Source organism: Paenibacillus sp. FSL H8-0283, assembly GCF_045040675.1.
In the GTDB taxonomy this organism is placed as follows: Bacteria; Bacillota; Bacilli; order Paenibacillales; family Paenibacillaceae; genus Paenibacillus; species Paenibacillus amylolyticus.
Map to the genome: position 1 here is coordinate 5,632,460 of NZ_CP150295.1, position 17,716 is coordinate 5,650,175.

Genomic DNA, 17,716 nt, shown 5'->3' on the forward strand with positions numbered 1-17,716 from the left:
GCGCTTCTGTACGTACCGATATGCTGAAAGGATATGGTACCTTACCCTGTAGATTCAGGTATTCTGGTTTTGGTCTTTGTTTATTGATCTTTAGTTTTGATCTGTGGACCGTGAGTTTCTTCGCTATATAAAATAAAAAAAACAGTGCTGCTTGTTCGCAGCACTGCCTCGAAATCATATTTGCATCTCAACACAATAACATCACTTATCTTCCGCCCCGCTCATTTCCCGTCTGTTGATGAGGAAGTCGTTTCGTCCTTTGGAGAACTAGATGACTCTTCTGAAGAAGTTATGGATGCTTTAATTGTATCCGGGAATTTCTCGGCTTCCGTTAGACTTGTCGCATCCATGCCATATGCCCATTGACCATCCGGTGTAATGACCCAGATCTGATCCGATTCGGATGGCACCGTAATTCCTCGATATACATCTCGAACTTGTTGCCCATTGACCGTCTGTTCAACAGACAGGGTGAATCGGGGAACCGAATTCTTCAGCTCGGAAGCTTTGCGCACATCATCTGCTGTCGACAAGTTTTTGATTTTGCCGATAAGAGATACGGCATCTGTGGCTTCAATCGTTTTTCCATTCAATGTCCAGGTCTGTTCTGCCGCATCGTTCTCCAATGTCGTTTTTAACATCCAGGTAGCTGCTTCACCTTCCCACTCCAGAGACCCAACATTTGTCTCATCCATGTTAAAAGGTATAGTGTCCAACAAATCACGACGAGACAAAGCTATGCTGGTAATCGCCTCTGTCTGCACGGCAACCACAGGGCCCGAATCAACACGCACATAACATGCATCATCTGCTGGAAGCTGGCCGCCAATAGCCAGTTTGATCTCCCGATTATCTTTGAGTTTGATATCCATACGTGTAGCATCTGTTCCTAATCCGTATTTATCCAGATCCGTTGGCGCTTCTTCTACCACCAGTTCCTGATTTGCACCACTCAGAGCATCTAACCAACTGCTAACACTGTAACCGTTCAGAGGATAGGCTTTTGGCTCAACCATCTGCCATACGCCATTTTCAAGCGTCAAAGTCGAAGTTGCTGCTGCATCGGATGTCGCCTCCGTTGTGTCATGTATTGTAATAGATTGAACATCCCCGGATTGAATACCAAGCAACTTGGCTTGCACCGCTTCTTCTTCTCGAAAATAATTTTGACTAGCCGCGTACATCCAGCCCACAATTAGTACGATGACCACCAGAATCGTTGGAACCCATTTTCTCATACTCGTCTGCGCCTCCACCATAAGAGTACACCAATGATAACAAAGATGAGTGGGAATGCTACAATAGCCACGAAGAAAATCGTTCTGGCTTGTTCGCCATTCAGGTATGCCATCTCATACCCAGCTTGTACACGTGGGCGAATCGTCAATCCATTTTCTTTCTCACTCAAATAGTTTACCGTATTCAAAATAAAGTCCCGATTGCCACCATTCGCAATTTCCGAATCCTGCATGAAAATGGATGAGCCCAGAATAACTGCCTTCGGTTTACCATCCGTCGTATCGGCTGCATATCCTAATTCAACGGGGCCCTGAATGTCCTCTTCGGCATCATTGGTTGTTTCATTCTGCAATAAGCCGCCGATATTTGTCTCCCCATAACTGTCATTCGAAGAATGCATTAACGGTGAAAGGGTATATTTATCCTGTTCTTTGCTGGTCAGCGCAATCGACAACGACAACATCGGATACAATTGGCTTGCAGCAAGTTTGTCCGTAATTGCATGTGTACCATACTCCGGCACCACCCAGAGTGGTCCCATCGTACTGGCTTGCTGATTATCCACCATGACCGCATGCTCATCAACGACGCCATAGTCAGCCATGAGGGCATCGATGTTTTTCCAACTGGATTTCATATCTTCTACAAATCCGAGGGATAATAACAGCTTGCCTCCATTACTCAGATATGTACGAATGGCTTTCATTTCGGTATCACTGAGATCGCGTTGTGGGCCAATAATGGCGAGTACATCTGCATCTTCCGGAACCTTTCCGGCTTGATTCAGCTGCAACTCTTCCGTCTGCACATTATTTTGTTCCAAGGAGGATTGCAGCGTAGTCATCTGAGCGAGACTCAGCTCTTCATGCCCAGTCAAAAAGACCATTTTGTGCATCTCCGTGGATGACATATTCATGAGCGCCTGCGTAAGTTTTTCCTCACCTGTGAACTGATATGATCCGTCACTGCCGTCACCTGTCGCGGTAAACAAACTGGCGATATCAATCACTTTGTGTTGATCTCCCTGCTCCAGCACAATGGAGCTGCCTGTTATGCCATATTTGGATGCAAGCGCAGGTTCCTGCGTCAGATTATACTGTTTTAGCTTCAACTTGCTGTTACGTTTCGTGTATTCCTCGACCATATCCGTCACCTCACGGTTCAGGACGGTGTTGTTGGCATTTTCGACCGTTAACACCAGAATGTTGACGTCATCCTTCACATTTTTGATCGCAGTAAGAGACTGGTCAGATAACGTGTATTGTTTGTTCGAGGTCAGATCCAGCTGGAAGCCGCCAAGTGAATTCAGGAACAGTGTTAGCAAAATAAAGATGCCAATCACCGCTACGGACAGCACGGTACTGTTGGTATGACTTAACCATTTTTTCATCTTCTCACCTCCACCGCTTCCGTTCCACAATTTGAATGCTTAACAGCAGAAACACACCCGAAAGGGTGACATAATACAAGATATCCGGCCCACTAAGCACACCTTTCATGAAGCTGTCGAACCGGTTGGTCAGAGCAAACGGGTCCAGCCACTGTTGCAAAGCAGAACCTGTATTTCCTGCGAATGAATCAAGCATCCACAAAACGAGCAAAATAATAAAACCCGCCACCGCAGACACCATCTGATGCTGGGATAATGTAGAAGCGAACAGTCCAATCGCCATCATGCTTCCGCCCAGGAAAAATAACCCCAGCGCAGACATCCATACCGTCGTCATATCCAATGTCCCGTAGAACGACATAATGAATGGGTACACCAGACTGCACAGGATGAGCACGACCAGAATGGCCAGAGAAGCAAGATATTTGCCAAAAATAATTTCTGTTACACGTGCCGGAGAAGTCAGCAACAATTCATCCGTTCCCTGTCTAAATTCCTCTGCAACCAGTCGCATCGTTAACAATGGCACGACAAACAGCAGCATGGACAACGTATCGCCCAACACGAGACGATAATCGACAATACTCGGCTGGTAATATACAAAGCTTGAATAAAACAGCAAACTAGTCATCAGTACATACACGGCAAAAGCAAAATAGGACGTTGGTGACAGAAAATAAGCTTGCAGCTCTTTATTACATACCGCCATCATTCGTCTCATTTGGAGTCCTCCCCTTTGTGAGCTTGGGGCGAAGTATCGGCTGATGTACCAACTGATGTTCCCGATATACTCGACGAGTCGATGTCCGAATTTGCGTCTGTGTCTGTTGCCTCGGTTGTGGTCAGCTTCAGGAAGATTTGCTCCAGGCTCAGGTTCTCCTTCTTCATCTCCAGTATCGGTAATCCTGCACCTGACAGAAGGTAGAACAGCTCCTCCCGGAAATCTTCCGAGTTTTCTCCAGTAAGCAGCATTTTAACCGTATTCGCCGAATCTGAATTAAGTGAAGTATCTTTGGCGGTATTCGCATCCGACGTATGAATGACTTCACTCCGCACCTTCTCCCATGGTGTCAGCACATTATGTAATTGCTCCGCAGTGGCCTTCACTTCAATCGACACTTTGAACTGATCCCCCATTGCTGATCCGAAATGCTGAGGTGAACCATCCAGCACGAGCTGTCCCTGATTGATGATCAACATTCGATTACAGAGCGTGCTCACTTCAGGCAAAATATGCGTACTGAGCAGCACCGTATGGTTCTCCCCCAGTTCTCGAATCAGATCTCTGATCTCAATAATCTGATTTGGATCAAGGCCCGATGTTGGCTCATCCAGAACCAGCAGATCCGGCTTGTGAATAATGGCTCCTGCTAGCCCGAGGCGTTGCTTGTATCCTTTGGATAACCCACGTACCATTTGCCTTTCCCGACCCTGAAGTCCAAGTCTGCTAACCATCTCACTGACCCGTAGCTTAACCTCACGTGCCGGGACATCTCGCAAATTGGCTACGAATTTAAGATAGGACTGCACGGTCATATCCGGATAGAGTGGCGGCGTTTCAGGCAGATACCCAATCTTGGAACGAACACGCTGACCCTGCTCATGCACTGATACCCCATCCACCATAATGGTACCCGCGGTTGGATGCACATAACCCGTAATCATACGCATCGTTGTTGTTTTCCCAGCACCATTGGGTCCGAGAAAGCCAACAATCTCACCACGTTCCATGGTGAAATCCAGTTGATGTACGCCGCGTTGCCCTTCGTAAACTTTGCTGACCTGTTTCACTTCGAGCACATCATTCATCCTTTCCCGTTAAAATACCCGTGCAGCATCGTTCGTTATATAAATTCAACTGAAAATATTTACACTTGCACTCCGATGGCAGAATAACCTTCCGATCACTGTTATCCCCAGATTTTTTTGATTCCTTCATTCAGAAGGAAAAATCCGGAGATAGCGTATGCTTCCGATGTAGCTTTCTTTTCAGAAAGCTTTTAGGCGAACGCTTCGCTTCTTCAAGTTATTTCTGCCCTCTCCGTTATCGTGTAAATGTTACGTTGAACTTATGTAATAGATGATGGGCACGGGAAGTTCCTTGTATATTACGGGAGCTATCCTAGCCTCAGCTTAATGACACTTAAAAGACAGCTTAAAAATATATGTCCAAAATGTGAACATTCTGACCAACACCCACACCCTGCGCTTAAAGCCAACGTAACATAGAGTACAGGAGAATGTGCTCCTGACCAAAAGTCAGAGGGTGAATCGTGTGAAAGTATTATTCACGTTTTATGTTCCGAGCGGTGGCGTGGATACGTTAAATCGACTGCGCACCGCTGTTCTGAAACGCCATGGCATTGAAGCGCACCTATTGTATCTCAGCACAGGCTCGGGATTGCAGAACAACAGTGATACACCCATTTTCACCGCGTCCAGTGACGAGGATATCCATCATATCATCCATACTCATCATTATGATGCCATCATTGCCACTTCAGACATCGCTATGCCTGGCCGCTTGAGAGGACTTGGTTATACCGGACGGATTATTTTTGAAGCGCAGGGACTCGGAGCGCGCGATCAAGCTCTGGAAACGATACAGATGGGTGTCCCTTACCTCCAAGCTCATTGTGATGCTGCCGTTATACCTCCCACAGACCACCTGCTGGATATGTTCATTCATATCTGTCCTTGGCTTCATCGGTTTGTTATTCCCAACATGCTGGATACGGACACCTTCGCACCAATCTTGGTGGATACCCCACCCTATCCGGTGCTGGCTTGGGTAGGACGACTTGAACACAACAAAAATTGGCGTGAATATCTAATCATATCGAGTGAAATCGTCAAAAAAAATCCGGAAGCCAGACTATGGTTATTCCACGATCCAACTTTGGCTAATCCAGAAGATGAAGTCATGTTCCGGCACATGCTGGCAGAATACGGGCTTGAGGATCGAATTGGCATTTTTATCAATGTTCCTCATTCTCAGATGCCTGCATATTATTCCATGATTGCCGCTTCAGGGGGCATCATGTTATCCACTTCTCTGCTTGAAGGATTCGGTTATGCCGTCGCTGAAGCTATCTCTTGTGGCTGCCCGGTGCTCAGCACGGATTCGGATGGTGTGCGTTCATTTATCACACATAATAAGACTGGTAAGTTTTATCCAATTGGAAATGTAGAGGCCGCTGTAGCCGAAGCAAGGGACCTCATGAATAACAAGAAACTGCGTGAGTATATTCGCATTCAGGGCAGACAGCATATGAGCTTGTCTTTTTCACCAGATCGATATGCCATTTCTTTCCGTGAAATGATGACAGCACTGCGAATTTTCCATTGAGCATAGCAAAAAAGGCAGTTCAGCAAAATTTCTCTGAACTGCCTTAGTATGGTTTTTATGGTTTTTATGGTTTTTATGGTTTTTATAAAATCTTAGTGTCCCATCATCATCGCGGGATCAGGCTTGTCGCCATTTTGAAGTTCTTCTTCCGGCATCGGTTTTGGTTTCCGCAGAATCAGACTGAGCAAACATCCGAACAATGCAATACAAGCGGCCAGGAAAAACGTATCATTGAAACCAGCTACCAAACCATGCACGATAGCGGTCGGCTCTGTACTCGTTGTATTGTCTGCGATTCTTGAAGTCAGGAAGCCTGTAAGCCCTGCAACCGCAAAGGACACGACCACTTGCTGTGCAGCAGCCGTGAGCGGTGTCACCCGTCCAACCAACTTACGCGGAGCAGCATTTAATACATGCGTATTGAGTGGCATCATGGACAAGCCCATACCCAGACCCATCATGACCAGAGCCGTTATAATCAGGCCAAGACCTGTCTCTGCCGTAATGGAGGACAGAATAAACAATGCTCCTGAGATAATACCCAGACCCACGAAGGCCAGAGGTCTAGCACCGATTTTATCAAACAACCGACCACCAAGCGGCATACCCACTCCGGAAGCCAATGCCTGTGGCAGTAGAATCAATCCTGTTTCCAGTGCAGTGTAACCTTTAATCTGCTGCAAATAAAGCGGGATCAGGATCATCGCACCGAACAGCGCCACTTGTGACACCCATGCGAGAATAATTCCCCGTGAGAAATCAGATGATTTGAATACCCGGAGTTCGAGCAATGGATTTTGATGACGAAGCTCCACAATAATGAACAAAATGAGCGCTACACCACCCACAATGACACCCGTCAAAGTTGTTGCAGACGTCCAGCTCGTTCCACCCTCACTCACACCGTAAGCCAGCATCGAGAACGCAATTGGCGCCAGAATCATGCCGAGCAGATCCAGTGCAGGTGTGCGTCCACGATCTGTATCAGGCAGAAACTTGATACATAGAATGAAAGCTGCAATACCAATAGGCAAGTTAATCAGGAAGATCCAGTGCCAGCTCAGTGATTCAATAAACCACCCGGACAACACCGGACCCAATGCGGGGGCAAGCAGCATGGGAATTCCCAGCATCCCCATGATGGAACCTCTTCGCTCAGGCGGAGCCAGACGAAAGACCATCGCCATACCAATAGGAGCAACCATGCCTCCACCGAGACCCTGAATGATACGGTAAATGATTAATTGCTCAGGTGATTGAGCGATCGAGCATAACACTGAACCCAAGGTAAACATGGCAATGGTGAACAGGAATACTCTTTTGGCACCAAAACGGTCCGTTAACCAGCCTGCCAGTGGAATAACTGCAGACAAAGCCAAGGTGTAACCCGTAACCGTCCATTGGATCGTTTTAAGATCCGTCTCAAAATATTGAACCAGATTTGGAATGGCCACGTTCACCACCGTGCTGTCCAGAATAACCATAATCATTCCGACGATAATTGCCAGGAGTGGCAGTATAATGGCTTTAAGCGAAAACTCTGCCGGCTCCTGGGGTACTGCTGTTTGTTCTTTCACGTTCTCCACACTCTTTTCCAGCCAGTAGATCGCAGGCTTATCCATGCGTCTCACTCAGCCTATATTGACGACTAATTTCAAACTATCGTTTTAAATCGTCGTTTTAAACTTTCGTTTAATACTGATCTAATTCTAATGAAAATACCTTTGCTGTCAAGCTATTTTTTCAGACAATTCTACTATGGATGCACCACAAAAAAATGGAACAGGCACCTTCCCTGCTCCACACGTTGGTAAATCATGATTATGCAATGATGTCCATATCAATCTGCAAGCTTCATCATCTGATATTCTGACAGTATGCCCAATGTCTGACCGTGAATACTTCTGCAATATATTCGAATAACCAGATGCTTCGGTGAAGAACTGTTGCTGATGATCCTCAGTTCATAAGGCTCGGATGACACATCCAGATTATGAATGACCTGATTACCGCCCGCTCCCCCCGAATTTGACGTTAGGTGAAAAAGGTGTCGATACAGTTCTCCGTGAATACTGGCTCCACCAACAAATACATCCGTCCCTTCCTCGCCGCCCACATAGGCCAACTCCACATCCATGTACTTGACGGGAACAAATGTCTGTAACAGATTCTCATGAATCTCAAGTAAATATACCGCCACTGTAGATCCCTCCTTCGGAGCACACGAACCTTCCTGTACATAGGATATGCTTCCTCTCGTCCATTGCCATTTGCATTCACCCATTTTCGACCAATTACACGGAAATGCCCGACCTTCCGGTCCTCTTTTTTCATAGAATAAAAGGATAGAAGCTCGGCCGGTGCAGGCCGTGACAAGGAGGTAGCTATGAAAGTTCTGCTCGTTACGTATTGGGAGCTTACACATATGGGAGGCATATGGACATATGTTAAACAACTGGCCGACAGGTTAATCGCACTTGGTGTAGAGGTTGATATCATGGGCACAAATGGTGCCAATAACGAAGTATATGTTCGTAATCTGAACCGAGCTTTCTCCAAGGATAAGGTGTGGCCCATGTTGCAAGCCAAACTCAATCCGACTGATCTTCCACAATTCACTGCCGATCCTCTCCTCGCTTATTATGAACTGAATAGATATGCCTTCGAGATGGCAGCCGCTTATCTGGGGGTGGAGGACTATGACGTTATTCATGCGCAAGATCCGGTAGCTGCCGTAGCCATAAAACGCATCTTGAACCGCAATATCCCACTGGTTACAAGCTATCATGGCGCTCTTGCACGCGAAGCCTTTTACGATGCTCAAAATTCCAACCCACAGCTTACTCTCCCTTCATATTTGCAATCCAAGCGTGGACGTTATTTTCTCTCATTGGAAGAGCGAAGTGCAGCACAGTCCGAGCTCATTCTCGTGTCAAGCCACTGGATCAAGAGTACGCTTACAGAGCTTGCCGTTCCTGAATCAAAGTTCAGACAGATTCCCTATGCTGTAGATCTCCCAGCCTACCGTGCCTCAGCAGCTGTGAAGTTCCGCCAGCGACCACCTGCGGGCAAGAAAGTCATTGCCTTTACGGGACGACTTGAATATATCAAGGGCGTTCATGTGTTAATCAAGGCCTTAGCCAGTCTGAAAAATAAACGTTCCGATTGGGTCTGCTGGATCGCAGGAGAAGGCAATCTAACCGATGAATTGCGTTCACAGGCCGCGTCAACGGGGATTGGAGCCGATGTTGTGTTCTGGGGCAAGCTGGACAATATTCCTTCCTTCCTGCGCCATGCAGATATCTATGTCCAGCCCAGTCTGCAGGACACCCAGCCGTTCTCCGTTACCGAAGCGCAACTAGCGGGTGTACCTGTTATCGTCAGTGGTACAGCCGGCATGCCTGAGATGGTTGACCCTGGACGCACGGGATGGGTTGTTCCTCCGCAGGATGTCGACTCGCTCCGTGAACTGTTGGATGCACTACTTGAGGATCATGTTACCCGGAGAGCAGTGGGTGCGGCGGCGAAAGCCTGGGCTGAACAAAATCGTTCACTGGAAGTGATGGGATTGCGTACATTTCAAGTCTACCAAGAAGCCATCTACAGAGGAGGACATACAATATGACGTTACTTGTACCAAGTGATCTATACAATCGCTGGTTTTCGACTCCAGTTTCCACACCTCACATCAACGTGGATTACGCTGTAATGAATGAATTGATGAAAAAGTTGCCTAAAGGATATATATTTCCCGATCCTGCATCCATGGCGATCATGAATTCAAAAGATTGAGTTGTCCAATGATATGCCGTCTTTATATAACATACCGAAATATCAAACAAGGGGTGTCCCATCTGTCATATGAATGACTGAGGACACCCCTTGTTCGCTTCAAATGTGTTCTAACGGACCGAGGACACGCTATTACAGATCTCTCTAATCTGTCGCCAACTTGGAATACATATTCAGATCACTGAACGTTTCGCCTACCCTCTCGTATGCTCTGAGAGTACCTTCATATGTGAAATTGAGCTTTTGTAATAGCTTGATAGAATTCACATTATCGGGGTCAACCTTTGCCTCAATACGATTCAGCTTCATAGTCGAGAATGCATGAGCTAATAAAGAAGAGATCGCTTCCGTAGCATATCCTTTCCCCCATTGTGATCTGGCAATGTCATACCCGATTTCTGCTTTGAGATTGTCAAAATCCAGTGAATTATAACCACATGAACCTATGATTTCGTTGGACTCTTGCACAAGGATAGAGAACCGAATGGCCTTGTTTTCCTGAGCAAGATCATTCAGAAGATTAATCATGGCTATAGCTTGATTTTCATCCGTAAAATGAGTGATATTCATAAATCTAGTTACATCCGGATCAGACCAAATTTTAAACAAGCCGGCCGCATCCGATACGTTCATTTGTCGCAAATATAACCGTTCTGTGTGTAACTCTGTAATCAATACTCTTACCTCCATTAGTTTATTAATAGTTGGGTTTAAGATATTGATATCTGCGCATAGTCCAGTCCCTTCTGTGTATGAATCATTTCATTATACAGAGACTTCAGCAATCGATCACCCTTTGTGTCCACATATCTGTCCATAAAGCAAAAAAAGAGCTTCCACTTATAACACTTAAAAAGTGTTTCATAAGGGTGCTCTCCTGTCCATTTAATACCTATTTCATTCAGCCATCATTACCAAAACCATCTACTTCCAGTACCCGCCAACCTGAAGTAAGTTGAACAGAATAGGCCGATGCTTCGCCTGAACCTGTTCCATCTCGGCAACCAGTGCCTTGAAATGGCGTTTGGTCCCCATCGATTCATGCAATCGGTAACACATCAGAGGTTCATTGTAGTAGAACAGCTCATACATTGGAAACAGCCTCATCCACATCTCATAGTCATGGGTGTAGCGAAAATCAGTGTCGAACAGTCCGAAGCGCTCAAATGCTTCCATCTCTAACATGACAGTACAGCCGTTGATCGGACAACCTTCCAGCAGTACCTGCAACATCTCCAGACGACTTCCCACTTCCGGATGCACCGTATCCAACCATTCACTCTTCTCATTCACATAATGGTAGGCACCATGGCAGAATGAAGCCTTGACCTCGCGCATAAACGTCAGTTGTTTCTCCACCCGATCCAGTAGCATCACATCATCTGAGCTGAGCCAAACAAAGTAATCCCCTGTTGCATGTTTGATGCCCTCATTTAATGCTGTCGCGGTTCCACCGTTTTCTTTGCGAATATAGCGGATGGAATCCATGAATGGCTGTAGCCGCTCCACGTGCTCGGTTGACCCATCATCCACTACGATGACCTCGATATGCGGATACGTCTGGTGAATGGCACTGTGAACAGCCTGCTCGATATAAGCACAATTGTAAAAAGGAATGACGATCGATACTTTTGGCTCCATTCGGGCCTTCCCCTCCTCTTACTGTCTTAGGTAAAATGCTGCGCAAAGAGGGCGTTAATCAGCCATCTTTTGGCTTTCATAACTGCCCTCCCTACGCTACCCGCCAAGCGTCGCTATTCGCTGCAACAGCGGTTCCCGATATCTGGACCATACCATGGATGCCTCTCTGCCGATGACATCCGCATGACGTACCGATCCCATTCCCCCATGCCACCGATAGGCAGTAAGCGGTTCATTCAGGTATGGGAACCGATGACCGTTCAGTACAATACGCATCCAGAGATCCAGATCATGGGTGTAGGGAAGAAGTTCATCGAACAGCCCCACCCCACTAAAGAGATCCTTGCGAATCATGACCGTGCAGCCATTCACTGGATTGCCGTTAACAAACCGTCTTAGTAAATCCATATCCGACATCGGTTCAGGCCCACCATGCATTTTGGTAACTGCCGAATGCTCGTTGATATAATGAAAGTTCGTATGTGAGACGAGCACATTCTCGCGTTGCATAAACTCCAGCTGATAACGAATTTTATCCGGGTACAGATAATCATCCGAACTGAGCCAGGCTACATAATCACCAGAGGCATGGCGTATGCCATGATTAAGTGCCGAAGCCGTCCCGCCATTGCTTTTGCCAAGCACATTAATATAAGGAAGATAGGGTTGAAGCAACTCTGCATGCCGGGTTGAACCGTCATTCACAACAACGATCTCCACATGGGGATACGTCTGGTTCAGCGCACTCTGAATCGCCTGAGGCACATAAGGGCAGTTATAGAATGGAATGACAATGGATACTCTCGGATTCAACTTGTCGTCCTCCCTTGCTGGACACGAACATCACTCAGGATATCCTGAAGTGATGTGGCAAATGGAATCATCGGCTGCCAGCCAAGCTTGCGCAGCAGTGATAATTCCTCTTGTTTCCCCGAACCATCCGGACCAGAAGATGCCCCATCCCAGCGAACAGGAACTTCCGCTTCTGTCATGGACAACAGCAGTTCTGCAATTTCACCAAGACTGCGCTCAACTCCAGACACCACCGGGTATACTGTACCACTGGACCCTTGTATCAAGAGGGTTGCATACGCTCTGACTGCATCCCGCACATCCAGAAAGTCACGGGTATTGTCCCGTCCGGACAGACGGAATGCCTCGGTTTTCCCCGCCTGCTCACAGGCAACAACATGGCGTGCAAGCAGTGAACAGATGCCTGTGGAAGGACCCGCACCAATCAGATTGCCTGGCTCCGCCAGCATGATCTGTTGTCCGAAGAGCGACATCCACGACAAGGACACCATCTCTTCCAGCGCTTTACTGAGGCTGTATGGATGCGGAGGCTGGGGAATCCGGCCAGGTTCCGGCGTATATTTTAACCGCGATCCTACAATAACGGTACGTGCTGTCGGACAACTGCGAAGCGCATCCAACAGATACAGCACGGCCATCACATTCGTCTCCAGGACCAGTAGCGGATCAGACCACGAATCAGGCACTGAATTTTTGCCAGCGAGATGCAACACATAGTCGGGATGCACCTCGCCGATCAGATGACGTACTTGCTGTTTATCGTTCAGATCACAGACATGGACTTGTGCACCTTTTCCGAATGAATACACATCCTGCCTCCGGACTACCGCCGCAACCACTGCACCAACTTCCCGAAAATAAGATACGGCATGTCGCCCGGTAAAACCGGAGGCGCCTGTAATCAGTACGTTCTTGCCTCTCAGCTCTGCTCCATCCATAATGCCAACTCCTTCAGCATTGTAGAATAATCCGGCAGGTCTGTCTTCACATCCTCGCGAGTGGACACCAGCGTACGGTCCTGCACCACACTGTCATCGCGCACAATCGTCACATCCTGCTTATCCCAGGTCTGCTTGAACAATATAAGCAGGTCATGCTTGCTGACAGGTGCCGGATGAGCTAAGTGGATCAGACCACTAACCGATGAGGCCAGGTAATGGTCTACCCATTTGGCCAGCTCAAGGGTGGTCACACCGTTCCAGAATACGCGGGTATACCCCCCAACTTCACCTGTGCTGGACATAAACCATTGCATCAGACCAATGCCGCCCTGGCGAATCTCGGGTCCAATGATGGACGTACGGATCGTCAGATGACCTTCATCCTGAACTTCGCCAAGTGCTTTGGTGATGGCGTAAGCTGAAGTCCCATCCGTAACATCATCTTCCCGGTATGCTCCCCGTTCTCCGCTGAACACACAGTCCGTGCTGATATGAATCAGGCGTGCACCAATCGTATCTGCAACCCGCCGCAGACGATGTGGCAGGAAACCGTTAATATGATATGCAGTAATTTTGTCCTCATCTGCGAAGTTGTTCAACACACCTACAGCATTAATAATCACATCCGGGTGCACAGCTTCTACCAATCGATCAACCATGAAGCTGTCGTTCACATCCAGGAGCAGACCATTGGGGTCCGTTACATCCCGAGATGTGTAGAAGACGCTGTGTACACCTTGACGGCGGAAATAGTCGACCAAAATATGGCCGGCCATTCCGTTTCCACCAAGTATCAGCAGTTTCATGACAAGAATCCTCCGCGTTTCAGAATTTCACGAATCTCCTCTTTGGTCATGAGTTGGTGTTCAGAACTGAAACTGTTAAAGGAGACCGGAGGACAATTGGTATAATGTTCACGCAGGCCCGGTATGCCCAGTGTAGGAAGAATTACCAGGTACTGCTCATCGTAAACAACGGTGGTCATGCTCTCGAATTCACTCATCAATATTTCATGGATTTTCTCCCCTGGACGAATGCCCCGTTCCACAATGCTCACATTCTCCACACCGGAATCCTCAATCAGTACTTCCGCGAGATCAACGATTTTGCAGGTAGGCATCGTCATGACAAAGATCTCTCCGCCGACACTTTCCACCGAAGCTTTGAACAGCAAGGTAATTGCATCCTTCAGCGTAAGAAAGAATCGAGTCATACTCATATCCGTGATGGAGACCTGCCCTTTCTGGCGGATTTGATTCTTGAACAGATGTACCACACTTCCATTTGTTCCCAGCACATTCCCACCCCGTACCGTAACAAACTTGGTATCGCTGTGTAACAAGTTTGCATATACAATTAATTTCTCGCCGATCGCTTTTGTCATGCCATAAAAGTTGGACGGATTGGCAGCCTTGTCAGTCGAGATATAGATTACTTTTTCTACCTTGTTCTCAATAGCGGCCTCAATTACGTTCTGTGTACCAATCACATTGGTTTTGAGTGCTTCGTACGGCTGGTCTTCACACACCGGAACATGCTTGAGCGCTGCCAGATGAAATACATAGTCCACATGCTGGCAAGCCGCCGTCAAAGCGTCCTTGTCACGAATATCTCCAATCCGGAAATGAAGACGCGGGTCTTCAAATTCACGACTCATAGCCACTTGGCTAGACTCGTTCCGGGAATATACAATAATTTCTTTGGGCTGCTGGGGCAGTAGTTGAGCCACAAGTTCATAACCCCATGATCCCGTACCGCCAGTCACGAGTATACGCTTATTTTCAAACATGCATTTTCCCTCCAAGCAGAAATTTAACCACTTTACTGGATACATCTGTGGCTTTGTAACCTTGCGGGCAATCCCAGTCGCTAGACATCTTTGTCATGACTTTCACGCAATCAGCGATGCGCGCGGCATCCAGACCGGAGACTACATTGCTGCCGCAATCGACCGTTTCCGGCCGCTCGGTAGTTCGACGCATCGTTACGGTCGGCACGCCCATAATGCAACACTCCTCCTGCACGGTACCGCTATCCGTAAGTGCACAGCGTGCATGACGTTCAAGCATTACAAAGTCGAAGAATCCAAACGGCTCGTGAAACTCCACCAGCGGGTTCATCTCCAGATGAAGATGCTCCGCAATCCGGATCGCTGTACGCGGATGAATACTGCAGATCACACGCAACCCGTGTTCCTCTGCGACCTGATTCAGCCCTTTCATGATCTCCAGCAAATGAGGGGCATGATCCACATTCTCGGCTCGATGGGCAGTAACCAGGAAGTATTGCCCGGACTTCAGCTTGAGCTTTTTGAGTATTTTGCTGGAACTTACTTGCGCGTCGTAGTGTTGCATGACTTCATAGATGGGATTGCCCGTTAGCACGATACGCCTGCTTGGTACCCCTTCACTGACCAAATGTTTCTTGCTCTGTTCCGTGTAAGGCATATTAACGGTGGAGATGGCATCAATAACCTTACGATTTTTCTCTTCAGGCACATCCAGGTCGAAGCAACGATTGCCTGCTTCCATATGAATAACAGGAACACCCATGCGCTCAGCCAATATTGCACATAATGCGCTATTGGTATCGCCGAGCAGCAGCAATTTATCGGGCTTCTCCTGCAAAATCAGATCTTCCATCTGCGTAAACATCGAGGATAGCTGTCGTCCCAGAGTGGCCGCTTCATCCTGAAGAACGTAATCCGGTGCGCGCAGGCCCATTTCCTTGAAAAAGAGACCGCTGAGACTTTCCGTGAAGTTCTGTCCCGTATGCACCAGAATATGTTTGGACGCGTACTGGTCCAGCTTGGAGATGATCAGGCTGAGCCGTATGATCTCAGGTCTCGTACCCAGCACCGTCATGATCTTCATCGTAATCCCTGCCTTCATCTTGTATTGGAACCCTTGCGCCCTGCACGGCTACGTCCCGTCTTGGCAGATTTGCGTCTGCGACTAGCCGATTTCCCCATATGTGGACGCGGTCCCTTCGTTGTACGGGTTCTCCCCTTACGTCTGCCAGTTCCGGAAGTACGTTTCAGCCCCTCACGGTCTCGGCGAGAATGAGGTGCAAGTGGTTTGCGACGACGTTTCCGCATTTTGCCCCTCTGTTGAATCGGCTTTGCAGCTGTGCCAGTACCTGAGGCAACAGGAGCATCGTGACCCAATGCGATTGGAGGTAATGAGGAATGTGGCAACGCCTGTATGACGGTCAGTGGGAATAATAGTGCCCGAACCGTAGTTGGCTCCAGAACCAGTACAGTGCGTAGTCCTCCCTCCCCATGGGTATACACAGGTCCATTCGGAGGTTGGATATAAGCAAACCATCCGGGAAAACGCAATAACCACTGTGTCACCATCGTATGCAGTTTCGTTCGGTAGGTTTCAACGCCGTAGAGCCTTTCCGCTTCTGTCCGATTACGCCACCCCGTATTTGAGGCCAGCTCTGCATCATTCAGCAAGGTTGTTGCCAAGGTGACAAGCGCTTCGGTATCACCCGGCGGGGCCAGAAATGCATCACTGCCTACGGATTCCATTAATTCCTTCAGTCCACCCTGAGCAAAAGCGATGACCGGTTTGGCAAAATAGAGACCCTCCAGTGCGGTCATGCCAAACCCTTCTTTGACCATGCTTGGGATGACCAGGATATCCATCGCGGTATACGCCAGAGATACGTTCTCTTCAAATGTGGTGAAGGTAAACCGGCGTGAATACCCGGATTTTTTCACCCGTGATACACACTCGTCGTAATACTTTTTATCCGATGCTGCCCCGATGATCCAGAAGCGACAGCGCGAATGTGTTTCACAGATCCTCAAGGCCATATCTACAAAAGGTTTCAACCCTTTGGCATCATATATAAATGAAGAAATATAACCGATACAGGTCTGCGATGATTTGAAACCGAGCTCCTTACGCTTGCGTTCGCGCAGATGAACCCAGCGGTCCGGTGCTGGTAGCGCGGGTTCCCAAGTTGGGGAGATAATGGTCACTTTGTCACCTATGCCGGCTTCGTGGAATGGGGCTACCGCTGTCTCGGATATACCGATAATCCAATCCGCGTAACGCCCAATCATCTGGATCGCCTCGGTTGTATGTTCATTCGTATGAATGATCTCGGTAATCTTCCAGATGACCGGAATCTGAAGGGACTTTGCCGCTACAGCCGGCATCACATTAACGCAGGTGTTCGTTAACACCATATCGGGAGCAGTCTCCCGTATTAGGGAGACTGCTTCCTGATACGCTGGTGTATGACGAAGATGCTCCGCATCATCTGCAATGCCCAGGTAAGGTGTGTACACACCGTGAAGCATCGGCAGAGTGCATATTTTGACCTGAATGCCGAATCTTCGCGCAAGCCCCGCAAGCTTCCCCTCCTGAGGGGCTACGAGCACACATTCAAAGATCGTACCGATCTCTCTCATAAAATGAAGCAGCAACTTCTCGGCGCCTGTAATGCTGCGAGTATTGCACACATGTGAAAATAACATCATCTTTGGTTTCGTTGCCATGGCCGCACGGACCCTGTACACGGTTATCCGATACAGGG

17 protein-coding genes are annotated in these 17,716 nt (G+C 48.0%); 3 read left to right on the top strand and 14 right to left on the bottom strand.

Features of this window, described 5'->3' with window-relative positions:
* Positions 1 to 221: 221 nt before the first annotated feature.
* From MHI52_RS24860 to MHI52_RS24875, 4 genes are read right to left on the bottom strand one after another with little or no spacing between them, the layout of a single operon-like run.
* Entirely contained in the window at positions 222 to 1,238 is a 1,017-nt protein-coding gene (locus MHI52_RS24860) for a DUF4340 domain-containing protein (RefSeq protein WP_405157828.1), read from the bottom strand.
* On the bottom strand, positions 1,235 to 2,629 hold the full coding sequence (locus tag MHI52_RS24865; RefSeq protein WP_282320351.1) for a GldG family protein: 1,395 nt from the start codon (positions 2,627 to 2,629) through the stop codon (positions 1,235 to 1,237). The genes MHI52_RS24860 and MHI52_RS24865 overlap by 4 nt, the downstream gene beginning before the upstream one ends.
* Before the next feature lie 4 nt (positions 2,630 to 2,633).
* Positions 2,634 to 3,350 carry an ABC transporter permease subunit gene (locus MHI52_RS24870; RefSeq protein ID WP_017692528.1) on the bottom strand — a complete coding sequence of 239 codons (717 nt, stop codon included), beginning with the start codon at positions 3,348 to 3,350 and terminating at the stop codon, positions 2,634 to 2,636.
* Positions 3,347 to 4,429 carry an ABC transporter ATP-binding protein gene (locus MHI52_RS24875; RefSeq protein WP_405157829.1) on the bottom strand — a complete coding sequence of 361 codons (1,083 nt, stop codon included), beginning with the start codon at positions 4,427 to 4,429 and terminating at the stop codon, positions 3,347 to 3,349. Before MHI52_RS24875 ends, MHI52_RS24870 begins: the two co-directional genes overlap by 4 nt.
* 475 nt (positions 4,430 to 4,904) lie before the next feature.
* On the opposite strand from MHI52_RS24875, the gene MHI52_RS24880 reads away from it, so the two are divergent.
* Complete coding sequence (locus MHI52_RS24880; RefSeq protein WP_235193923.1) at positions 4,905 to 5,978, top strand: glycosyltransferase family 4 protein; 1,074 nt, start codon at positions 4,905 to 4,907, stop codon at positions 5,976 to 5,978.
* Between the two features lie 92 nt (positions 5,979 to 6,070).
* On the opposite strand, the gene MHI52_RS24885 is transcribed toward MHI52_RS24880, so the two are convergent.
* A complete protein-coding gene (locus MHI52_RS24885; protein WP_235193922.1) occupies positions 6,071 to 7,600 on the bottom strand; it encodes a DHA2 family efflux MFS transporter permease subunit in 1,530 nt (509 codons plus the stop codon).
* A 218-nt stretch (positions 7,601 to 7,818) separates the two neighbouring features.
* Positions 7,819 to 8,178 carry a hypothetical protein gene (locus tag MHI52_RS24890; RefSeq protein ID WP_076253288.1) on the bottom strand — a complete coding sequence of 120 codons (360 nt, stop codon included), beginning with the start codon at positions 8,176 to 8,178 and terminating at the stop codon, positions 7,819 to 7,821.
* Between the two features lie 186 nt (positions 8,179 to 8,364).
* Between MHI52_RS24890 and MHI52_RS24895 the strand changes: the two genes are divergently transcribed.
* Both MHI52_RS24895 and MHI52_RS24900 read left to right on the top strand, forming a co-directional pair.
* Complete coding sequence (locus tag MHI52_RS24895) at positions 8,365 to 9,603, top strand: glycosyltransferase family 4 protein (RefSeq protein WP_127547116.1); 1,239 nt, start codon at positions 8,365 to 8,367, stop codon at positions 9,601 to 9,603.
* On the top strand, positions 9,600 to 9,770 hold the full coding sequence (locus MHI52_RS24900; protein WP_164783209.1) for a hypothetical protein: 171 nt from the start codon (positions 9,600 to 9,602) through the stop codon (positions 9,768 to 9,770). The genes MHI52_RS24895 and MHI52_RS24900 overlap by 4 nt, the downstream gene beginning before the upstream one ends.
* Positions 9,771 to 9,914: 144 nt before the next feature.
* On the opposite strand, the gene MHI52_RS24905 is transcribed toward MHI52_RS24900, so the two are convergent.
* From MHI52_RS24905 to MHI52_RS24940, 8 genes are all read right to left on the bottom strand, one after another.
* Positions 9,915 to 10,445: a GNAT family N-acetyltransferase gene (locus MHI52_RS24905; RefSeq protein WP_282320349.1), complete on the bottom strand. Its 531-nt coding sequence runs from the start codon at positions 10,443 to 10,445 to the stop codon at positions 9,915 to 9,917.
* 249 nt (positions 10,446 to 10,694) lie between these two features.
* Positions 10,695 to 11,411 carry a glycosyltransferase gene (locus MHI52_RS24910; RefSeq protein ID WP_282320348.1) on the bottom strand — a complete coding sequence of 239 codons (717 nt, stop codon included), beginning with the start codon at positions 11,409 to 11,411 and terminating at the stop codon, positions 10,695 to 10,697.
* Positions 11,412 to 11,507: 96 nt separating this feature from the next.
* A complete protein-coding gene (locus tag MHI52_RS24915; RefSeq protein ID WP_127547109.1) occupies positions 11,508 to 12,224 on the bottom strand; it encodes a glycosyltransferase in 717 nt (238 codons plus the stop codon).
* Entirely contained in the window at positions 12,221 to 13,162 is a 942-nt protein-coding gene (locus tag MHI52_RS24920) for an NAD-dependent epimerase/dehydratase family protein (RefSeq protein ID WP_405157830.1), read from the bottom strand. Before MHI52_RS24920 ends, MHI52_RS24915 begins: the two co-directional genes overlap by 4 nt.
* Entirely contained in the window at positions 13,144 to 13,971 is an 828-nt protein-coding gene (locus tag MHI52_RS24925; RefSeq protein WP_339284143.1) for an SDR family oxidoreductase, read from the bottom strand. The genes MHI52_RS24920 and MHI52_RS24925 overlap by 19 nt, the downstream gene beginning before the upstream one ends.
* On the bottom strand, positions 13,968 to 14,954 hold the full coding sequence (locus MHI52_RS24930) for a polysaccharide biosynthesis protein (RefSeq protein ID WP_017692517.1): 987 nt from the start codon (positions 14,952 to 14,954) through the stop codon (positions 13,968 to 13,970). The genes MHI52_RS24925 and MHI52_RS24930 overlap by 4 nt, the downstream gene beginning before the upstream one ends.
* The gene (gene wecB / locus MHI52_RS24935; RefSeq protein ID WP_076329077.1) at positions 14,947 to 16,038 is read right to left on the bottom strand and encodes a non-hydrolyzing UDP-N-acetylglucosamine 2-epimerase; all 1,092 of its coding nucleotides are present in this window, start codon (positions 16,036 to 16,038) and stop codon (positions 14,947 to 14,949) included. The genes MHI52_RS24930 and wecB overlap by 8 nt, the downstream gene beginning before the upstream one ends.
* 14 nt (positions 16,039 to 16,052) lie before the next feature.
* Positions 16,053 to 17,678, bottom strand: a complete 1,626-nt coding sequence (locus MHI52_RS24940; RefSeq protein ID WP_405157831.1) for a glycosyltransferase family 4 protein — start codon at positions 17,676 to 17,678, stop codon at positions 16,053 to 16,055.
* Between the last annotated feature and the right edge of the window lie 38 nt (positions 17,679 to 17,716).